A 13,679-nucleotide genomic window follows, 5' to 3' on the forward strand; every position below is an offset into this window, starting at 1 on the left:
GACCGCAGAGCCCGCGCCGGGGAACGCGCGCCCCGTCAGTGGGCGCCCGCGTACACCTTCGCCGCGAACTCCGCGATCTGCTTGTCGGAGAGGTTCTGCGCGAGGTTGGCCTCCGAGATCATGCCGACGAGACGGTGGCCGTTCTGCACGTCGATCACCGGAAGCCGCTTGACCTGGTGCTGCTCCATGGTCGCCAGGGCGTCCGTCGCGGACGCGTCCGCATCGATCCAGTGCAGCTCGCCGCCGAGCGAACCCGCCTCCACGCTCGCCGGGTCCACGCCGTCGGCCACGCACTTGATGACGATGTCCCGGTCGGTGACCAGGCCCTGGAGCCTGTCGTCGTCACCGCAGATGGGCAGCGCGCCCACGTGCAGCTCGCGCATCAGTTTCGCCGCGTCCAGCAGCGATTCGTGCTCGCCGACGCACTTCGCGCCCGCCGTCATGATGTCGCGGGCCTTGAGCGGCTTGTTCCGTGCCATGATCGCTCCTCCCGTCGTGGCAGGTTCTTGCCCTTCCATCGCAACACGGATAACCGCCCGACGCCATGCGCACCCGTTCACTGTCCGCGATCGGCCATGTGCTGCTCGAACGTGCTGATCTTCCCGTCCAGCAGGCCGGGCCGCCCCGGCCACAGGTCGGCCTTGAGGACCAGCTGGACCCGTGGCGCCCGCGCCGCGACGGCCTCCGTGGCCCGCCGGACGACGTCCATGACCTCGTCCCACTCGCCCTCGATCATCGTGTACATCGAGTCCGAGCGGTACGGCAGCCCGCAGGCGCGGATGATGGCCACGGCGTCGGCGATCTCGTCGGGGAAGCTCTCTCCGACGCCGACGGGCGTCAGGGTGAAGGCGATGAGCACGGTGGTGTGCCGTCCTTTCCTTTTCTCAGTCCCCCGCGCGCGGCGGGGCGGTCGTGGTGGCGCGGTAGGCGGCCGCGACCAGCAGGAGGTGGTCGATCTCGTGGGTCAGACTGTGCGCCGAAGGCCCGTCCTCGTCGCCGGGCCCGGTGAGGTTCACCGTCTGGGCGTGGGGCTTGTGGCCCTCGCGCTTGTTGCGCAGCGCCGCCGTGAGCCAGCACGCGGTGATGTGCGCGTCCATCAGGTGGGCCGGCAGGGACCGCCCGTTCACGCTCTGCTGGATGGAGTCGAGCGTGGCGGGCGGGATGTAGTTGCGCAGGACGATCATCGCGTCGCGGATCTCGATGACCCGGCGGTAGAGCCGCAGCTGAAGGGGGACGGCCACGGCCCCGATGCGGTTGGCCGGGCGCAGCACGACGTCCGGGGTGTGCGTCGTGAGGTCCTGCCACAGCCGCTCCAGGCCCCGGTACGACCTGCGGTACTGCACGTGGGTGCGGATCCGGGCGAACACCGGCAGGGCCACCCCGAGCGCCATGCACACGGCCTCGACCCCGGTGACCGGCGAGAACAGCGGGGCGAACACCGGCGACCGCGTGTACAGATAGACGAGCTTGAGCGACCACAGCACCGAGGCCAGCAGGATGCCGGAGCCGAACAGGCGCAGCCCGTAGCGCAGCAGACGCGGCGTGCCGTGGCGGCCGTGGCTCCAGCACACGACGCCGCAGACCGTGTCGGCCGTCAGGTGGAAGGCGAAGAACACCCACCAGTAGGCGTCCGGCACGCTCGGCGTGGCCCGGGACGGCGCGATCTGGTTCCGCGCGTGCGCCGGCCCGAGCACGTCCAGCAGGACGAGCGCGACCATGACGGCCGCCGCGGTGCCGAAGAGCACACCGGTGTGGCGCCGGCGGCCGGCCGCGCCGTGGATGAACCACAGGACCGCTGCCGCGTCGACGATGCTGAACAGGTGCGTCGTCAGGTCCACCCAGTGCGCCCCGGGCACCATCCGGGACAGCACGGCCGTCACGGGTTCGAGGTGCATCGACATCGCCAGGGCGATCATGACGACGGCGAACCACAGCGGCCGCTGCTCGCGGTGGCGGACGGCCTGCGGAGCCCGTACGAGGGCTGCCGACCACAGGGCGGCGATGCCCGCGTTCTCGATCCAGGTGAGCTCCGCTATCCAGGCGAGCACGACGCCCCCGTCGGCCGGCCCACCCGCAGCCCCATCGCCGATTCCAGCCCGCCGAGCATCCCCGACAGCAGCGTCGGCGCGGGCACCCGCCCGGCCGCCTCCAGGATCAGCGTGGCGATCATCTCCGCCTCCTGCTCCTGCTCGTCGCCGTAGCGGATCCGCGGCAGCGCCCGGCGCACTGACTGGGGATCGGTGATGTCGAGGTGGCGGTACAGCCGGGTGTCGTCGAGCGCGGAGCGGTGGTTGCACACCAGGTGCCCGATCTCGTGGACGATGATGTGCTCCTGGTGCAGCGGGCTGGTCTGCCCGTCGTAGAGGATGAAGTCCTCCGTCTCGACGGACAGCAGCATGCCCGAGGGCGTGCCGGGGACGGTCGGTGTGGGCAGGGCCAGCAGGCGCAGCGGCCGGTCGCGCTCGGCGGCGAGCCGCTCGCACAGGTCCTGTGCGGAGAACGGGTCGGGCACAGGAATCCCGCCGATCACCTTCTGGCATCGGCGGCGCAGATGCCTCCAGTGCATCTCAGTCGCTTCTCCCGCGGTCGTAGGGACGGGCGGGCACATGACCCGGTATCGGCGCCGGGTCATCGCGGTCTCCCGGTCCGTGAGGCGGACCCCAAGGCGGTCAATGGCAGTACCACGAGCCCCCCTCGTACATGTGCCCCAGCCGCCTGCGATCGTAGATCGCCGCGCGCTGTCACGCCAGGGTTGCGGAACGTCGCGATCCCCGCCGGGCGCGGGAGGCCCCGGCGGGCTATCCGAGGGTGCTGCGGCGGCCGTAGCGGCTCTTGCGCAGCCGTTGCACGACGCGGTGGAGACGCGGGTAGCGCTCGCGCTGTTCCCGGGAACGGCGGTCGAGCTCCTCCGTGAGCCGTTCGGTGCGCTTCTCCACGTCGAGCTCGTCGAGGATGCGGTCGAGCTCCGCGAGCAGCGCCCCGTGCAGCTGCCACTGCCGGGGGTGCTGCTGGACCTGATGGAGCAGCAGGTCGGCCGCCCGGTCGCGGGTGCGGCGGGCGGCGTCGAGCTCCCGCGTGAGGTGCTCCTCGGCGTGCTCGGCGCTCGTGGTGACGTGCGTGGTGATGACGACGGCGAAGTTCTCCACCGCCAGGGCCATGTGCCCGTAGACCTCCGCGAGGGCGGCGGCGGTGTCCCCGGGGAAGAGCGGCTCCTGCGCCCGGTGCGTGGCCAGATCGGTGAGGGTCCGGCAGGTCACGCGCAGCACGACGGCCGTGATCTCCAGCGCGTCGAGCCCCGTGCGCAGCACCACCCGGTAGAGGAGCCCCTCCTTGACGCGCGGATTGAGCCGGAGGCTGTCCTCGGCCTGCCGGAGCGAGGCGTCCACCTCGACGATGTCGTGGTCGAGCCGCCGCGCCGCGTGCAGCCGGGCCGCGGCCTGCGCCACGGGCGTGTGGCCGGTGACCTCCTCGCCGATGTCCTGGAGGAGGCGCCGCATCCGGCGCGCGAGGTCCTCGATCGCCTCGCCCGCGGGCTGCACCCACACCGGAGGGACGAGCAGGACGTTGAACAGCAGCCCGACGACCGCGCCGATCAGGGTCTCCAGCACCCGGTCCCAGGCCGTCTCCGCGACCCGCGTCACCCCCAGGACGAGCATCGCGCTGATCGCGACCTCGGGGACGAACTCGCCGGCCTTCACGAACCGCCCGATGACCAGGGAGGCGAGGATGATCAGCCCGAGGCTCCACCACGTCAGCCCGACCAGCACACTGAAGCCGATCGCGATCAGGACGCCGGCCACGACCGAGTTGACCCGGCGCACGCCCGTGGTGAGCGTGGAGTAGAGGGTGACCTGGACGACCAGGAGCGCGGTGAGCGGCGCGGTCAGCGGAGCCGGTTCCCTGCTCAGCCACAGCGCCACGACATAGGCGATCACGGCGGCTGCGGTGGACCGCACCGTCTGCACGACCGCCGGTTCCCTGCCGCGCCTCACCAGCATCGTCAGGGGATCACGAAGTCCGGGCACGTCGGTCCTCCTTCCCCCTTCCCGCCTCTCTGCCAGCCACCGATGCGCCACTTGGGGCACGGGGGCGGGGGAGAGCGGCCGTCAGGGAATGGCAGGATTCCGGCCATGACTGATCATCAGGGATTTCTCACCGGTAAGAGTGTGCTGATTACGGGGGCGAGCAGCGGCATCGGCGCTGCCGCCGCGAAGGTGTTCGCGCGCGAGGGCGCCGCGGTGGTGCTGACGGCGCGCCGGGGCGAGCGCCTGGAGGCGCTGTGCGAGGAGATCGGGGGGAGCGGCGGCGACGCCGCGTTCGTCGTCGGGGACATGCGCGTGGAGGACGACGCGCGGCGGGCGGTGGAGTGCGCGGTGGAGCGCCACGGGCGCCTCGACGCCGCCTTCAACAACGCGGGCATCGGCTGGGACCAGGAGCCGATGCACCTGATGAAGGACGACGCCTACGACGCCATCATGGACACGAACGTACGGGGCGTGTGGAACGTCATGCGCCACGAACTCGCGGCCATGGTGGAGTCGGGGACGGGGGGCTCCGTCGTCAACAACAGCAGCGTCGCCGGCATGCTGGCCATACCCGCGGCCGCGCCGTACGTCGCCTCGAAGCACGCGGTGATCGGCCTGACGAAGGCCGCGGCGGCGGAGTACGCGCCGCACGGCATCCGGGTGAACACGGTCGCCCCCGGCACGACGCGCAGCGAGATCATCGCGGGCTGGTTCGAGCGCAACCCGCACATCGAGCCGGAGCTGCACCGCCTGACGCCGCAGGCCCGTACGGCCGAGCCGGCGGAGATCGCGGAGGCGGCCGCGTGGCTGTGCAGCGACCGGGCGTCGTTCGTGACGGGAGCGGTCCTGCCGGTCGACGGCGGCTTCACGATGGTGTGACGCGGTTCGGGGCGTGACGCGGCAGGGGGAGAGGGCCCGGCGGCCGGACGACGGCCGGCGGGCCCCCGCTTCACGCGGCGGGGCCGGTGTGCGTGGTGGTGAAGACGGCCTCGCCGTTCTGGTGCCCGACGGTGGTGTGGGTCGTCGTGCTCGGCGTCGTCTGACGCTCGGTCGTGATGGCGATGGGGGCGTCGAACTCGGCGTACCGGTGGAAGGTGGTGTGCGTGGTGGCGGGTTGCGGGCGGTAGCCGGAGCCCGCTGCCGGGTCGCAGGCGCAGGACCCGGCGGCGCCGGCCACGGGGCCGGTCGCGGTCGGGGCGGTCCCGGTGAACGCGGCCTGGTTGGCGGCCTCGATCAGCACCAGACCGGGGACGTGATCGACGCCGTGGTCGTAGTAGACCGTGTTGTCGAAGGGGTGACGCAGCTGCCACCGGCGGGGCTCGTCCGTGGGGCTGAGCAGGACCTCGTCCGGCCTGCTCCGGCCGACGTGCGCGGGCGGCAGATGCGGAGTGAGCGGCGGCATCGCCGAGGGCGGCTGGTGGTACTCACCGCGCAGCCGCCGGTAGACCGCCGGGGGAATCCACTCGAACGTGGTCTCGCCCGTGACGAGAACCGGGGCCGGGGCCGTGCCGTCGGCGGCCCCCGGCCCCGCGGCGGGCCCCGCGGCCGTGATGGTCATACGGAGGTGGAGGGCGGTGACGCGCTTGTTGCGTGTGGTCGTGGGCGTGGCCGTGACGTCGATGTGCAGCGGGGTGGCCCGGTCGGTGGCGAGGGCGGCACCCGGGTTGAGGGTGTAGGAGAAGGTGTGGAGGAGCGTGGCGTGGCTGAGCGGGGCCTCGAACGCGGTGTGGGCGAGGAGGAGCCCGGCCTGGCGTATCGTCTGGGCGACGGTGAGGGGCTCGTAATGAGTGCCGTGACCGGGCACGTGGTGCGTCGTGTGGGCGGGCCAGCTCCCGGTGACCGTGTAGTGCGTGGGGTCCTGCTGCTCCCAGCGGGCCACGAAGACGGCGTCGTCGAAGCTCAGGTGCACGAGTTCCTTGGCGGCGGGCCCGCCGGCGGTTCCGGCGCCGTCGTGGGCGGGGAGTGCGGTGCGGGCGCTAAGGTCTGGGGTCGAGGCCTGCGACCCACCGGACGCATCGGTCCCGCCGGCCTCCAGCCGGACGAGCCGGCACTCGGTGGCGTGGTCGGTGGACTGCCGCGGGGTGCCGTGGGCGGCGTCGAGTGCGGGGCGGAGCAGGATCTGAGACACGTCTCTCCTCGGAGTGGAATCGTGCGTCCCGGTTGTTAACCGGCCCGGTGATAAGATACGGACTATCCGGTTTGCTTTAGGGTTGTCGCTCGTGCTTGCCCTGGCCGTCGATTCCGGGCCCTGCCCGTTTCGTCCGGCAGGACGCGTTCGGCGGCCGGGGCCGGCCGGGCGTTCGTATCGGCGTGTTGCCGGTGAGCGGGAGGTAGTCAATGGCGAAGCAGGCGCGGGCGATTCACACGCGTCGCCTGATTCTCGAGGCGGCGGGTGAGGTCTTCGACGAGTTCGGATACGAGTCGGCGACGATCGCGGAGATCCTCGGGCGTGCGGGTGTCACCAAGGGTGCGCTGTACTTCCACTTCGCGTCGAAGGAGGAGCTGGCGCGCGGGGTTCTGAGTGAGGCGCTGACGACGGAGGGCGTACTGCCCCAGGAGTCGCGCTTGCAGGAGTGGGTGGACGTCGGCATGGTGCTGGCGCACCGGCTGCCCGCGGAGCCCCTGCTGAGCGCCGCGATCCGGCTGTCGGCCGACCGTAAGGCGCGGGACCTCTTCGGCACGTCCTGGCCCGGGTGGATCGAGTTCATCGCGCGCCAGCTGACCGAGGCCAAGGAGCAGGGGGAGCTGCTGCCCCACGTGGACGCGGAGCGGACGGCGATGCTGTTCGTGAGCGCCTGGACGGGCGTCGAGATCCTGACGACGGCGCACCCGGAAGGCGACTCCCTGGAGCAGCGGATCGCCCTGCTGTACGACATGTTCCTGCCGAGCGTCGCGGTGCCGGGCGCCCTGCGGATGCTGGACACGGCCCCCGACCGGGGCGCGCGGGTCTGGCAGGCGCACCGGGCCCAGGGCGAAGAGGCGGAGGCCGCGGCCTCCGCGTGACGTGCCGCGCGCGTTCCGGCTGTGACGCCGGGCGCGCGGAGGATGGCCGGGCGGCGGGCTGGACAGGACCGCCTCCTGATGACGTCCACGCTTTCCCCCTGGTGTCCGGCCGATGCCGCGTCGGGCGCACAGCGCCAACGGGTCACGAGCCCCCCCTCGTCACCCCTGCGCGGCATCGGAAAGCTGTCCGGAGGCCGCTGCCCGTGGCAGCGGATCCTCCGGTGATCCGATGCCAGGACGCTAACAAACCGGATATCCTGTTTGTCAAGGGTGAACGACATTCCTTCACGCGTTTCACCAGGGTGGATGCCCTGCGGGGCATGCGAGGGAAGGCGGGATTCCGGGGTGGGCTCCGGGGGTGGAGCCGGGGCGGGTGCCGGAGGCGGCTTCCCGGGTACGGCAAAGGCCCGCAAGGGAGTTGCGGGCCCGAGGACGGCGGCGAGGCTCCACCGCCCGGCTCTGCTGCCGGCCCTCAGCCGACGGTGGCGTGGACCGCGGCGGGCTGCGCGGGAGCGGGTCCGGTCGCGTTGATGACGGCTTCCGTTCCGGCGGCCTGAAGCTGCGTCAGGGCCTTGGGGGTGGCCATCTGCGGCAGGAGGGTGTGCCAGAGGCCGGTGAGGGCGGGGCGCGAGAGCCAGGTGTGGTCCTGGCGGGCCAGGGCCTCGAAGCCGGCGGTCGCGCCCACGACCGTGGTCGTCAGCTCCTCCTGCACCGCATGGGGCGGCGTCTGCCCGTGAGCCGCGGAGCGCTCCAGCGTACGGCGTACGCACTCCAGCCACTCCTGGTGCAGATTCACCTCGGAGTGGTGCGCGGTACGGCAGTTGAGGTGGAAGCCGGCGCGCACCACGACATCCCGGCGCAGCTGCTGGGCGATGACGTGCGAGGAGTCGATGAGCGCCTGGAGGGGGGAGGGGCTCTTGCGGTGGGCGTGCCGGGCCAGGGCGTGCAGGGTCCTGGTGGCCTCGGACTCCACGGCGGCCGCCATGGCCGCCTTGGTGTCGAAATGGAAGTGCAGGGCACCCGAACTCACCCCGGCCCCGGCGCTGATGCCGGCGAGCTTGGCGCGCGTGTAGCCGAACTCGTCGAAGGCCTGCGCTGCGGAGCGGATCAGCGCGTGCCGGGTGTTCATGGCCCGTTCTTGCTTCGTCACCGAAAGCTCCTGCGGTGGTTCGACAACATCATGGACACATGAAACCAACTAACTGGTTTGATTTCTACTTCGCCTGCCCGGAATGCGGCCTATCGACGGGTAAGTGGCGGGCCGGATTCCCGGCGATGGATAACGCCGACGCGACGGCCCGGATTGAGCCACGGGTGAATGGTTTATGGATGTGCTGATTTGCGGCTTTGGCTGGAAGTGAGAAACCGACAGTCCGGTTTGTAGTGTCGGAGTGGTCTCCCAGGGGATACCGCAGCTCAGAGGCCGCCCGCCGCCGGCGCGGCACACTTCTTCGCCGTCGTCTCGGCGCGCTTCTTCAGGGCCCGGTTGAGCGCCTCGAAGTCCGCGACGCAGGCGGCGATGCTCCGCCGCAGGAACGGCACCAGCACCCCGGTGAACTTCTCGCTCTGCACGACGCGCGTGCCGCCCCCGTCCAGGTCGGTGAGGACGAAGCGGTGCTCGCCGGTGAAGAGGCCGGGCAGGAGGGTCCGGCCGAGCCACCGCAGCTCCTCCGAGGGGGCCGCGACCCGGATCCTCGGGCGGGACGTCATGGGCCGGCGGCCGGCCGGGAAGGCCCGCAGCCGCAGGCGCCGGCCGGGCGAGACCGTCCCCGACGCTTCACGGATGAAGGGATTCCACTCTCCGTAGCGCTCCAGGTCCGTCAGGATCCGCCAGACCTGGCCGGGCGTGGCGGCGATGTCCACCGCGGTGGCTATTTCCCGCATCGGCGTCCCTCTCGTAGTGCCGCGGTTCCCCGTATCAGTATTGGCCGGAATCGCCCCGTCGGCCCTCCGGGCGGGGCGGGCCCGCCCGGTGCATCTGGAGCAGCGGCCGTTACCGCCCGCGACCACCGGGCACACCTCCAGCCGGCGGGTCTTCCGGGGACGCCGGGGAGCCCTTGCCCCGGTGCGGAACGGCGGACGAAAGGGCGGACGGTCGCATGATCACGTTGGGGGTGGAGGAGGAGTACCTGCTCCTGGACCCCGTCACGGCGCTGCCGGTGCCACTGGCGGAGGAGGTGCGGGCGGCCTCCGGCCTGCACGCGACGGCCGGGGCGCGGGAGATCAAGTCCGAGCTGCTGCAAGCCCAGCTGGAAGCCGCTACTCCGGTCTGCACCGGCCTCGCGGAGGTCCGCGGGCACCTGCTGCGGCTGCGGCACGCGGTCAGCGCGGCGGCGCGGAAGGCCGGGTGCCGGCCCGTCGCCTGCGGCGCCGCGCCGCTGGCTGGCGGGCCGCCCGTCCCGGTCACCGGCGAGGGGCGGTACCTGGCGCTCCAGGCGCAAGGGGGGCGCCTGGTGGACGAGCAGCTCGTCAACGGCATGCACGTGCACGTGGGGGTGCCCGGCCGGGCCGAAGCCGTCGGCGCCCTGAACCGGCTGCGGCCCTGGCTGCCGGTGCTGGTGGCCATGGGAGGGAACTCCCCGCTGTGGCGGGGGAGGGACACCGGGTTCGCCAGCTGGCGCACGGTGGTCTTCGGGCGGTGGCCGGTCAGCGGCCCGCCGCCCCGCTTCGAGGGGCCGGACGACTACGACCTGCGGGTCGGTGCCCTGCTCCGGGCCGGGGCGATCATGGACACCGGCCAGCTCTACTGGCAGGCGCGCGTCTCCGAGCGCTATCCCACCCTCGAAGTGCGGGCGCTGGACGTCCAGCTCACCGTCGAGGACGCGGTCCTGTTCGCGGGCATCGTCCGCGCCCTGGTCGCCACCGCGCTGCGCGAGGAACACGAGGGTCTGCCGCTCGCGACCTGCACGCCGGAGATGCTGCACGCCGCGAACTGGCACGCCGCACGCTACGGGTTGCACCGCGGCCTCATCGACGCCCACGGCCGGCGCCTCGGCCCCGGCGAGGCGGTCGGCGCCCTGCTCGCGCACATCACCCCGGCGCTGGACGAAGCCGGGGACACGCGTGAGGTCAACCGGCTGCTGCGGCTCTTCCTCGGCCGCGGCGCCCCGGCCGACCGCCTGCGCAGCGCCCTCGCCGCGGGCGGGCTGACCGCCCTGACCGCTCTGGCGAGCACGGAGGGACCGGAGGGCCAGGAAAGCGTGGAGGGACCGGAGGGCCAGGAAAGCGTGGAGGGGCCGGGGGGCCCGGGGAGTCCGGGGAGCACGGAGGGGCCGGGGAGCCCGGAGAACTAGCGGCGTCCGCACGGCTGTTGACTTCTCCGCACCCTCGTGGCAGAGATGACATGTTCACGTCAGTCCTGCCGTCTTCCGGCAGCCCCCGTCCTCGGATCCGGCCCGCCCACCGCGGCGCCGGACGGAAGGAGCACGGCGATGAGCATCCCCCACACCCGCGCACAGCGGAATCGCAGCCGGACGATCACAGGCGCGGCCCTAGTCGCCGTACTGGCCGGTGCGGGCACCGTGCTGGGCGCCCCGCCCGCCGCGGCCGCCGACGCCGTCACCGTCGGCTACACCTGTACCGGCCCCGGCGCCCCCGGCGGCGTCCAGTCCCTCCTCGTCACCGTGACCGCACCCGCCAGTGCGCCGCAGGGCTCGACCGCGGACGTGTCCATCGAGGTCACCACCGCGCTGACCGTCCCCATCGACGTGCCCGCCCGCGCCTCCACCGGCGAGATGGTCCTCGCTCTCGGCGGCTCGGCGACCGGCTCCGTGACGGCCACCGGGTTCACCAACGCCGGCACGGTGCCCAGCGGTTCCACCGTCACGCTCACCGGCGGAACGGCCTCGATCGGCCTCGCCGCGAGAGGATCCGCGACCATCACGCCGGGCGACGCCACCGTGCACGTCTTCGGCGTGACCGTCACCTGCGAGGTCTCCGGGACCGCGCCCGTCGCGGCCACGATCGACGTCACCTGACACGGCGGGAGGACCGCAGCCCGGCGGGCTTGAGGCCCGACGGGCTCCGAGTCAGACGGGCTTGAGGGCGGTCGCCCCGAAGGACACGTCGAAGCGGTCGCACCAGATGCTGACGCTCGTGTAGCGGGACAGGTCCACGTCGGCCGGCAGGGCGTAGTTCTGGTCGCCCTTGTTCCCCTTGAGGGAGCCCAGGCTGCGGTGCGCGCCGTCGTCGAAGACGTGCCACCCGTCCCGCCCCTTCTTCACCGGGGCGTCGCTGAGCAGGACCTTGACGTCGGGGCCGTTGCTGGTGTCGAGGTTCTCGATGCGCAACGTGCGGCTTCCGTCGGGCAGCTGGAGGATGCGCACCTTCCCGCTGGTGCTGTGCTCGTGGCTGATCAGGTCGCCGGTGGCCAGCGTCCGCACGCCGCCGGTGCCGCCCGCCCGTGCGGAGCCGGTGGCCGAGGGCACGGACTCCCGTACGGTCTCGTCCACCCACAGCTTCCACGGCTGGAACCAGACCAGCCCCGCGGCCACCGCGAGGGCTCCCGCGACCAGCACCCCGATGACGACCGGCTTGCGCAGCACCCGTCGTACACGTCCCATTTCCTGCCTCCGTAAACCCGGCGTGTTCCCTTCACTCCTTGGAACGCGATCCGGCCCGGGCCGGGTCCGGAATTCCGGTGACGAAAGTCTTACGTCCCCCTGCCCGCGTCCCCGTCTGGTGGCACTGGGGTGGCTGGTGCGGGGTGTTTCTGGTGATCTGTAAGGGTCCCGGAGGCCGCGGCGGTAGGAGAACACCCATGGACATCGGCGACCTGACCGACGAGATCCTCCGCGATCTGCGCGGAGAGCGGCCCTATCCGGCGGTCTCGCTGCTCGTGCCGACGACCCGGCGTTCCCCCTACAGCCCCGAGGACCCCGTCCGGCTGCGGAACACCGTCGCCGAGGCCAAGCGCCGGCTCGCCGAGGACGCCGGGGTCTCCCGGTCCGTACGGTCGGACGTCGAGGGGCAGCTCGACGCGGCCGTCGCCGGGGTGGACCTGACGCACACCAGTGACGGGCTGCTGATCCTCGCGGCCCCCGGCGAGCACCACGTCTGGTACCTGCCGCGCTCGGTGCCCCAGCGCGTGGTGGTCGGGAAGACCTTCCTCACCCGCAACCTCGTGGCCGCCGCCCGGATGGAGGAGCCGTACTGGGCCCTGGCCGTCACCAAGGGGGAGTGCCGCCTGTGGGACGGCGCGGGCGAGCTCCTCACCGAGTTCACCGGCAACGGCTTCCCCGTGCACCCGGCCCTGCCCGACCACGTGGACGCGCTGCCGGGCAAGAACTACGGCACGCCCATCCGCGAAGAGGGCCAGGCCGAGCGCGAACGGCAGTACTTGCGGTCGGTCGCCGGGGCGCTCGCGGGCGTCCTCGAGAAGCAGCCCCGGCCCCTGTACCTCGTGGGCCTGCGCGAGCTCACCGCGCACTTCAAGGAGGCCTTTCCCAACCAGGGCGCGATCACCGCCGTGGTCGAGAACGGCAGCGGCACCGCGAAGAGCGGCCACGAGCTCCTGGAGGTGCTCAGGCCGGCCTTCGAGGAGCGCCGCGAGGCGCGCCGGGGCGAGGTGATGCGCAGGCTCAGCGACGCGCGCGGGGCCCGCCGCTACACCTCCGGACTCGACGAGGTCTGGCAGACGGTGCGGCAGGGCCGGGTGGCCCTCCTGGCCGTCGAGGACCACTACCAGGCGACCGTCCGCACCGACGGCAACGGCGGCCACCCGCAGCTGGTGGAGGAGTCCGCGGAGCCGCTCAGCGCGGATGCCTCCCTCATCGAGGACGCCGTCGACGAGATCGTCGAGAGCGCGCTCGACAGCGGCGCGGACGTCGAGTTCGTCCCCGACGACACCCTGGCCGAGGAACACCGCCTCGCCGCGGTCCTGCGGTACTGAACCGGAAGGGCGAGGCGGTCCGGGTCACCGGGCGGGCCGGAACTCCAGGCCGGAGACGTGCTCGCGGGTCGTGGTGCCCAGCAGCACGAGCGAGGCGGCCTCCGCGACGTCCGGCGGCACGGGCCTGCTCCCGCCGCCCGGCTCCGCGGTGCCGTCGAGCCCGCGGAGCAGCCGGCCCAGCCCGTGCGCGTGCCGGGTGAAGACGCGCCGGCTGACCCGGCGGCCCCGTACACGCTGCCCTTCCAGCGCCTGTGCCGGGCCCACGTCCAGCAGCACCACGTGCAGTTCGTGGCCCCGGAGGCCGGCCTCGCGGGCCAGCCAGCGCCGCATCCACGGGCGGCTGCCGCAGTCGTGCACCAGCACGGGCTCCCCGCTGCGTACGGCGGCCCGGATCCGCAGGAAGTGGTCCAGCCGGGCGCACGGCCGGTAGACCGCGTAGGGCAGCCGGTCCGGCATGCGAGCCTGCCACCGCTCGTGGGCGGCCCTCGGGTCGACGGCGGGTGCCGCCGCCGACCAACGGCGCATGAGGGTGCTCTTGCCGCTGCCGGGCAGCCCCGACACGACGACGACCGACCCCGCCGGATACGACAGCACTTCCGGCGCCCGGCAGCCGGCCGCCCGCAGGTCGACCAGCCCCCTGGGGCGGAACCCTGACGCGGGCGCGGGCCCGGCCTGCGCCGCCGGGCCCGCGGGATCCGCCGGATCGCCGGCGGGTATGCCCGCCGGAGTGCTGCTGTCTGTCGTGCCGGTCCGGCTCACGG

Annotated in this window: 15 protein-coding genes; 5 read left to right on the forward strand and 10 right to left on the reverse strand. The window is 72.7% G+C overall.

The window, feature by feature from the left end; translation table 11 throughout:
- Positions 1-35 precede the first annotated feature (35 nt).
- From PS271_RS28620 to PS271_RS28640, 5 genes are all read right to left on the reverse strand, one after another.
- On the reverse strand, positions 36-479 hold the full coding sequence (locus PS271_RS28620; RefSeq protein WP_398385880.1) for a CBS domain-containing protein: 444 nt from the start codon (positions 477-479) through the stop codon (positions 36-38).
- 77 nt (positions 480-556) lie between these two features.
- Complete coding sequence (locus tag PS271_RS28625) at positions 557-859, reverse strand: thiamine-binding protein (RefSeq protein ID WP_398385881.1); 303 nt, start codon at positions 857-859, stop codon at positions 557-559.
- Positions 860-884: 25 nt separating this feature from the next.
- Complete coding sequence (locus PS271_RS28630; RefSeq protein WP_398385883.1) at positions 885-2,048, reverse strand: MAB_1171c family putative transporter; 1,164 nt, start codon at positions 2,046-2,048, stop codon at positions 885-887.
- Positions 2,033-2,566, reverse strand: a complete 534-nt coding sequence (locus PS271_RS28635) for a M48 family metalloprotease (protein WP_356286400.1) — start codon at positions 2,564-2,566, stop codon at positions 2,033-2,035. Before PS271_RS28635 ends, PS271_RS28630 begins: the two co-directional genes overlap by 16 nt.
- A 232-nt stretch (positions 2,567-2,798) precedes the next feature.
- Positions 2,799-3,998, reverse strand: a complete 1,200-nt coding sequence (locus tag PS271_RS28640) for an aromatic acid exporter family protein (protein ID WP_398387103.1) — start codon at positions 3,996-3,998, stop codon at positions 2,799-2,801.
- A 132-nt stretch (positions 3,999-4,130) separates the two neighbouring features.
- Here PS271_RS28640 and PS271_RS28645 point away from each other — a divergent pair, with 132 nt between their 5' ends.
- On the forward strand, positions 4,131-4,904 hold the full coding sequence (locus PS271_RS28645) for an SDR family NAD(P)-dependent oxidoreductase (protein WP_398385886.1): 774 nt from the start codon (positions 4,131-4,133) through the stop codon (positions 4,902-4,904).
- Positions 4,905-4,974: 70 nt separating this feature from the next.
- Here PS271_RS28645 and PS271_RS28650 read toward each other — a convergent pair whose 3' ends face one another.
- Positions 4,975-6,153 carry a ScbA/BarX family gamma-butyrolactone biosynthesis protein gene (locus PS271_RS28650; RefSeq protein ID WP_398385887.1) on the reverse strand — a complete coding sequence of 393 codons (1,179 nt, stop codon included), beginning with the start codon at positions 6,151-6,153 and terminating at the stop codon, positions 4,975-4,977.
- 209 nt (positions 6,154-6,362) lie between these two features.
- Between PS271_RS28650 and PS271_RS28655 the strand changes: the two genes are divergently transcribed.
- The gene (locus PS271_RS28655; protein ID WP_398385888.1) at positions 6,363-7,028 is read left to right on the forward strand and encodes a ScbR family autoregulator-binding transcription factor; all 666 of its coding nucleotides are present in this window, start codon (positions 6,363-6,365) and stop codon (positions 7,026-7,028) included.
- A 472-nt stretch (positions 7,029-7,500) separates the two neighbouring features.
- Here the strand turns inward: PS271_RS28655 and PS271_RS28660 are convergent, their stop codons facing one another.
- On the reverse strand, positions 7,501-8,178 hold the full coding sequence (locus PS271_RS28660; RefSeq protein ID WP_398385890.1) for a ScbR family autoregulator-binding transcription factor: 678 nt from the start codon (positions 8,176-8,178) through the stop codon (positions 7,501-7,503).
- Between the two features lie 266 nt (positions 8,179-8,444).
- Positions 8,445-8,912, reverse strand: a complete 468-nt coding sequence (locus PS271_RS28665; RefSeq protein WP_398385892.1) for an SRPBCC family protein — start codon at positions 8,910-8,912, stop codon at positions 8,445-8,447.
- A 215-nt stretch (positions 8,913-9,127) separates the two neighbouring features.
- Here PS271_RS28665 and PS271_RS28670 point away from each other — a divergent pair, with 215 nt between their 5' ends.
- Together PS271_RS28670 and PS271_RS28675 are read left to right on the forward strand one after the other, a co-directional pair.
- Complete coding sequence (locus PS271_RS28670; protein ID WP_398385893.1) at positions 9,128-10,321, forward strand: carboxylate-amine ligase; 1,194 nt, start codon at positions 9,128-9,130, stop codon at positions 10,319-10,321.
- Positions 10,322-10,459: 138 nt separating this feature from the next.
- Complete coding sequence (locus PS271_RS28675; protein WP_398385895.1) at positions 10,460-11,005, forward strand: hypothetical protein; 546 nt, start codon at positions 10,460-10,462, stop codon at positions 11,003-11,005.
- Between the two features lie 51 nt (positions 11,006-11,056).
- On the opposite strand, the gene PS271_RS28680 is transcribed toward PS271_RS28675, so the two are convergent.
- A complete protein-coding gene (locus PS271_RS28680; RefSeq protein WP_398385897.1) occupies positions 11,057-11,590 on the reverse strand; it encodes a DM13 domain-containing protein in 534 nt (177 codons plus the stop codon).
- Positions 11,591-11,787: 197 nt separating this feature from the next.
- Here PS271_RS28680 and PS271_RS28685 point away from each other — a divergent pair, with 197 nt between their 5' ends.
- Positions 11,788-12,918 (forward strand): baeRF3 domain-containing protein, encoded by a 1,131-nt coding sequence (locus PS271_RS28685; RefSeq protein ID WP_398385899.1) that lies wholly within the window; start codon positions 11,788-11,790, stop codon positions 12,916-12,918.
- 24 nt (positions 12,919-12,942) lie between these two features.
- On the opposite strand, the gene PS271_RS28690 is transcribed toward PS271_RS28685, so the two are convergent.
- Positions 12,943-13,677 carry an AAA family ATPase gene (locus tag PS271_RS28690; protein WP_398385900.1) on the reverse strand — a complete coding sequence of 245 codons (735 nt, stop codon included), beginning with the start codon at positions 13,675-13,677 and terminating at the stop codon, positions 12,943-12,945.
- Between the last annotated feature and the right edge of the window lie 2 nt (positions 13,678-13,679).

The organism is Streptomyces sp. SCA2-17, assembly GCF_044336695.1.

Excerpts from the sequence above, each read along its gene's own strand:
- PS271_RS28620 (WP_398385880.1), bottom strand. The coding sequence starts at position 479 with ATGGCACGGAACAAGCCGCTCAAGGCCCGCGACATCATGACGGCGGGC.
- PS271_RS28635 (WP_356286400.1), bottom strand. The coding sequence starts at position 2,566 with ATGCACTGGAGGCATCTGCGCCGCCGATGCCAGAAGGTGATCGGCGGG.
- PS271_RS28640 (WP_398387103.1), bottom strand. The coding sequence starts at position 3,998 with ATGCTGGTGAGGCGCGGCAGGGAACCGGCGGTCGTGCAGACGGTGCGG.
- PS271_RS28645 (WP_398385886.1), top strand. The coding sequence starts at position 4,131 with ATGACTGATCATCAGGGATTTCTCACCGGTAAGAGTGTGCTGATTACG.
- PS271_RS28655 (WP_398385888.1), top strand. The coding sequence starts at position 6,363 with ATGGCGAAGCAGGCGCGGGCGATTCACACGCGTCGCCTGATTCTCGAG.
- PS271_RS28665 (WP_398385892.1), bottom strand. The coding sequence starts at position 8,912 with ATGCGGGAAATAGCCACCGCGGTGGACATCGCCGCCACGCCCGGCCAG.
- PS271_RS28670 (WP_398385893.1), top strand. The coding sequence starts at position 9,128 with ATGATCACGTTGGGGGTGGAGGAGGAGTACCTGCTCCTGGACCCCGTC.
- PS271_RS28675 (WP_398385895.1), top strand. The coding sequence starts at position 10,460 with ATGAGCATCCCCCACACCCGCGCACAGCGGAATCGCAGCCGGACGATC.
- PS271_RS28680 (WP_398385897.1), bottom strand. The coding sequence starts at position 11,590 with ATGGGACGTGTACGACGGGTGCTGCGCAAGCCGGTCGTCATCGGGGTG.
- PS271_RS28685 (WP_398385899.1), top strand. The coding sequence starts at position 11,788 with ATGGACATCGGCGACCTGACCGACGAGATCCTCCGCGATCTGCGCGGA.